The sequence below is a fragment of the Pseudomonas sp. MD195_PC81_125 genome (genome assembly GCF_014060985.1).
Classification (GTDB): Bacteria; Pseudomonadota; Gammaproteobacteria; order Pseudomonadales; family Pseudomonadaceae; genus Aquipseudomonas; species Aquipseudomonas parakoreensis.
In genome coordinates this window covers 1-516 of sequence record NZ_JABULD010000983.1, presented here as the reverse complement: position 1 = coordinate 516, position 516 = coordinate 1, and the positions used below count along the sequence as shown (strand labels likewise).

General features: G+C 52.6%; 1 protein-coding gene. It reads left to right on the top strand.

Annotation, left to right across the window (positions count from 1 at the left end):
• Positions 1 to 359: 359 nt before the first annotated feature.
• Positions 360 to 516 (top strand): ATP-binding cassette domain-containing protein (locus tag HT737_RS30720; protein WP_182404698.1); only part of this gene is annotated, 157 nt, incomplete at its 3' end.

The following is a 516-nucleotide window of genomic DNA, read 5'->3' as shown; positions in this document are numbered from 1 at the left end:
CTTCTCCAGGCTGTCGAGTTTGGCGTTGGTGTTGGCGCGATCCTTGGTATCGGTTCCGGCCAGCTGGCTTTTGTCGGTGGTAGGTTTCTTGCTGCTCATCAGACGTAAACTCCTCGGTTGACCCCGTTTCAACGGGGACTCTTGAGCGTTTCCGGGCACGGTTACCCAGGGTTTCAAGTCGCTTAACTAGTGACCAATGAGCAGGAACGGGCGTTCCTTTTTTATGACCTTTGATCTTGTTATTGCCAAATCGAAGGTTAATTGCGAAATAAATGCTAAGAACCTCTATACGGACAGGCTAAAATGCGCGCCCGGCTAACCGCTGATCCTTTTCTAACGCGCCCCACAAGGTTCGCTACGTGATCGAGTTTCAAAACGTCCACAAAACTTACCGCGTCGCCGGTAAGGACATCCCCGCCCTGCACCCGACCAGTCTTTCGATTGAAAACGGTCAGGTCTTCGGCCTGATCGGCCATTCCGGTGCGGGAAAAAGTACCCTGCTGCGTCTGATCAAWT